General features: G+C 46.8%; 3 protein-coding genes. All 3 read right to left on the reverse strand.

Annotated features, from left to right (window positions below; translation table 11 throughout):
• Positions 1–1,241: caspase family protein (locus IM462_RS20900; protein ID WP_287715591.1), on the reverse strand; the 1,241-nt coding region annotated here is incomplete at its 3' end.
• A gap of 349 nt (positions 1,242–1,590) precedes the next feature.
• Positions 1,591–2,760 (reverse strand): sulfate adenylyltransferase, encoded by a 1,170-nt coding sequence (gene sat, locus IM462_RS20905; RefSeq protein WP_002739877.1) that lies wholly within the window; start codon positions 2,758–2,760, stop codon positions 1,591–1,593.
• A 124-nt stretch (positions 2,761–2,884) separates the two neighbouring features.
• Complete coding sequence (locus tag IM462_RS20910; protein ID WP_287715593.1) at positions 2,885–3,565, reverse strand: calcium-binding protein; 681 nt, start codon at positions 3,563–3,565, stop codon at positions 2,885–2,887.
• Positions 3,566–3,698: the final 133 nt, after the last annotated feature.

Below are 3,698 nucleotides of genomic sequence, written 5' to 3' on the forward strand. Positions count from 1 at the left end.
GCGGCCACATCGGGCAAACTGGCAAAGGTACTGGTGGCATCTACCCGTTCAATCCGGGTTAAGTTACTATCCAAACCGACGATTAAACCGATTTGACTGGGAAAAACCCGCAATTTTTCCTGTAGAATCTGTCCTATTTCTAGGGAAGCAGCCGGGGATAATAATTGCGCTTTCGCTTTTAAACCCTGACGGGAGAGAATTTGTAGGCTGATTTCCTCCCCAGTCGCCTCAATAAAGCTCAAACAGGAGTTAATTCCGTAATTTTCTAGGATTTCTAAGGGCAGGCCGACCAGATTGACTTCTAGGGTGCGTTCATCAATAAGATTTGTAACAATTGCTGCGCCCCCCCTTGACGTTTCTGACGTTGTATGATAAGGCGGGGCAGAATTATTTTTTTGATTACTGGTTAGGATTGCCGGTTGCTGTTGTTGACTGCTGTGACTAGCGACGAGATTACGGAGATGGGGAAAAGCGATCGCAATTGTCGGACTGGGGGAAACTTGCCAGAGATACTGAGTGAGATCATAGGTGAATAAGCCAGCATTGGGGCTATTACCGCTCAATTCCAGGGCGATTTCCCCTGGTTTAGCGGCAGCGAGAATAACGCCGTTACTAGGCTTATTTTTGAGGTTAAAACGGGTTTTAATATCGGCAGCGAAAGTTAATTCGGCGGGGTTAGGATCAGTAATGGTTCTAGAATAGGAACGAATGCGGAGATTACCGAGATAGGGCTGAGGTTGGGGGAGATGACTACTATCAAAAATCAAGCTAAACTTATCCGTAGCTAGACAGCGAGCCATCAGCAGGATATTTTCCTTGATTAAAGCATTTTCTGCCCCATCAGCAGTAATAAAAACCTCTTTTCCGGCCCCAAGACTGCCATAACCGCTAAAGTGAAAAATTACCACATCCCCCAACCTGGCTTGGGCGATCAGGTGTTCTAAAAAAGCCGCTTCGATCGCTTCTCGACTGGCTTGTTGTCCCGTTAAAGTTACTATATCAGCATCCTGAAAGCCAAAACGATAACGGAGAAGGTCTTTTTGTAACTCCACATCGGTAAGACAGCCGGGCAGCGGCGGAATATTCGCCCCATACTGGTCAATACCGACTAAAAGAGCCAATTTTCGGGGATTAGGGGTGGCGAGAGCGGCCAAATGACGGTTAAGGGTCCCTTGACTAATCGCCAAAGTCAGCAACCCCCAACCTGTCTGCTGGATCAATTCTCGCCTAGTTATGTTCATCGGAAATTTTGGGTCTGAAACCCCGCCGTTCTACGGCGGCTTTACGTTAGAATTAAAAGGCCAGTCTCGAAAACCAAGTGGACGGCGCAGCACCTTGAAAACTCGGCTTAGGGGGTTCCGACCAGAAAAGCTTGGCCGGGTAAAAAGTCGCGCGCAACAAGTACAAGAAGCTATAGGCGGTCAACGTACCGTGGGACACACGGAATCGGGCTTCTGAAATGGGGCGAAAGTCTGTGGACTCTGTGTAAGACAGTACATGGTTTTTTAACTGTGGTATGCGACGGTGGTGGAAGCAGAAACTTAAATCGTGAGGTTTAGGAATCGCCGCACTTTTAGGGCGGCGAGGATGTCAAGATCCTTGCATAGCCCGGATTAATTCGGCAGCCACTTCTGGACGGGAGAATTCCGGAGGTGGTAATTCTCCTTTGCGCAGCAGTTCCCGGACTTTGGTTCCCGAAAGGTGGATTCTTTCTTCAGGTAAACTGGGGCTAGTTTTGGTGGTTGCCATTCCCGAAGTCCGGGTACAGTAGAAAGCGTGTTCAAACTTCATCGGCACGATTCCCAATTCCCCCGGCTCGAACTCATCAAAGATATACTGAGCATCGTAGGTTCCGTAGTAGTCCCCGACTCCGGCATGGTCACGACCGACGATAAAATGGGTACAACCGTAGTTTTTGCGGATAATAGCGTGGAAAATTGCTTCCCGGGGGCCGGCGTAACGCATAGCTGAGGGGTTGATAGCCAGAATAACGCGATCTTGGGGAAAGTATTTATCCATCATGATCTCATAGCAACGCATCCGCACATCGGCTGGCACATCATCGCTTTTGGTAGCGCCGACAAGAGGATGCAAGAATAAACCATCTACCACTTCTAGGGCGCATTTTTGAATGTATTCGTGGGCCCGGTGGATGGGATTACGGGTTTGGAAACCGACAATCGTTTTCCAAGCTTTTTCGTGGAACATTTTGCGCGATTGCAGAGGATCGATCTGATATTTGGGAAACTGAGGATGAGGATCGCGCTGAAGTAACCATATTGGACCCGCGAGGTTAATTTCTCCCTGTTCATAGAGGACTTTTACCCCGGGGTGTTTCTGGTCGTCGGTACGATAGACGTTAACTGCTTCGTGGGCCTTATTATAACGGTATTTTTGGGTTAGTTCTAGGACTCCGACAAAGTTGCCTTCGCTGTCATCTAAACGAATCCAGTTGCCTTCTTTGAGCGGATCCGCCACTTCTTCGCTAACGGAAAGAGTCACGGGAATTGCCCAGGGTAAACCATTGATTAGACGCATATCATCGACGACTTTTTCGTAGTCGTCCTGTTCCATAAAGCCTTTGAGGGGACTGAAACCACCGATAGCAATCATAACTAAATCCGAGAGCGCTCGTTCATCTAGGGAAACTCGCGGTAGTTTTTCAGCTAGGGCCAGAAATTCTGCTTTTTCGGCAGCGGTAGCAATACGATTAATTAATTGCCCACCGTGGGGCGCGATTCCTTCGGTCAGTACAGTCATAAAAATTTCTTTACATTGTCACGGTTTATCCTATCAGAAGTTGGTTAAAGCTCTATGGGCTTCCAATAAAAAGGCTTGTACTGAAACAGTACAAGCTCTTACTTTAGATTGAAAAATTTAGATATTAGGCAATTACACTGAAGTTGCTTTGGTTGACTGTAGCCAGATTGGTAAAGGTAGAACTTAAGGTGGCGAGAAGGCTAGCACCTGCACCGAATGCGGCGGTATTAAAAGCATTATTTGTGTACCACACCTGTACCCCAGCAGCCGTGCCAACACCCAAAATTGCCGCACTGGAGGAGGCCCCTGCAAAAAATGCGGCACTGGCGGCAGCAGACAGGGAGTTACCTTCACCGTAGCGACTAGCGGAGAGGCCACCGAGAGATAATCCCGTAAAACCAGAAGATCTTAATTGAATTTGATCAATAGAGATAAAATCAGCAATAAAATCTACTCCTTCAAAAACAGAATTGTAGATGAAAGTGTTAGCCCCATTTCCTCCACCGAGAAAATCTGACCCAAAACCACCCACAAGAGTATCGTTACCGTCACTACCACCGATCAGATCATTACCGCTACTACCGTTGAGAATGTTGGCTTGAAAATCGCCAATAATTGTATCATTGCCGCTAGTCCCGATGACATTATCAAAATTGAGAAAAGTCCGATTGATGGTAGGAAACGGACCAAAAACAGAAGCCCCACCAGTGGAGAGATTGATAGAAAGGGAAGCTCCAAACGCAGCAGTGCTGGAATCGATAGTGTTACCGCCCACCAGAGGATTGGCAATAATTGTCTCCAGCAATTCTCATTTTGAAAACAAAAGAAGATAAAGTTCTCTATGTGAACAAGAGAACTTCTGTCTAATTATCATTTTTTTTCAAGATAATCATCATAATTAGCTTCAAGAGACAGTTTTAAAATATCTGCCCATAAAA

The sequence above is a fragment of the Microcystis sp. M144S2 genome (genome assembly GCF_020246065.1).
Taxonomy (GTDB): Bacteria; Cyanobacteriota; Cyanobacteriia; order Cyanobacteriales; family Microcystaceae; genus Microcystis; species Microcystis ichthyoblabe_A.

Coding starts and splice junctions, on each gene's coding strand:
- sat (WP_002739877.1), bottom strand. CDS start 2,760: ATGACTGTACTGACCGAAGGAATCGCGCCCCACGGTGGGCAATTAATT.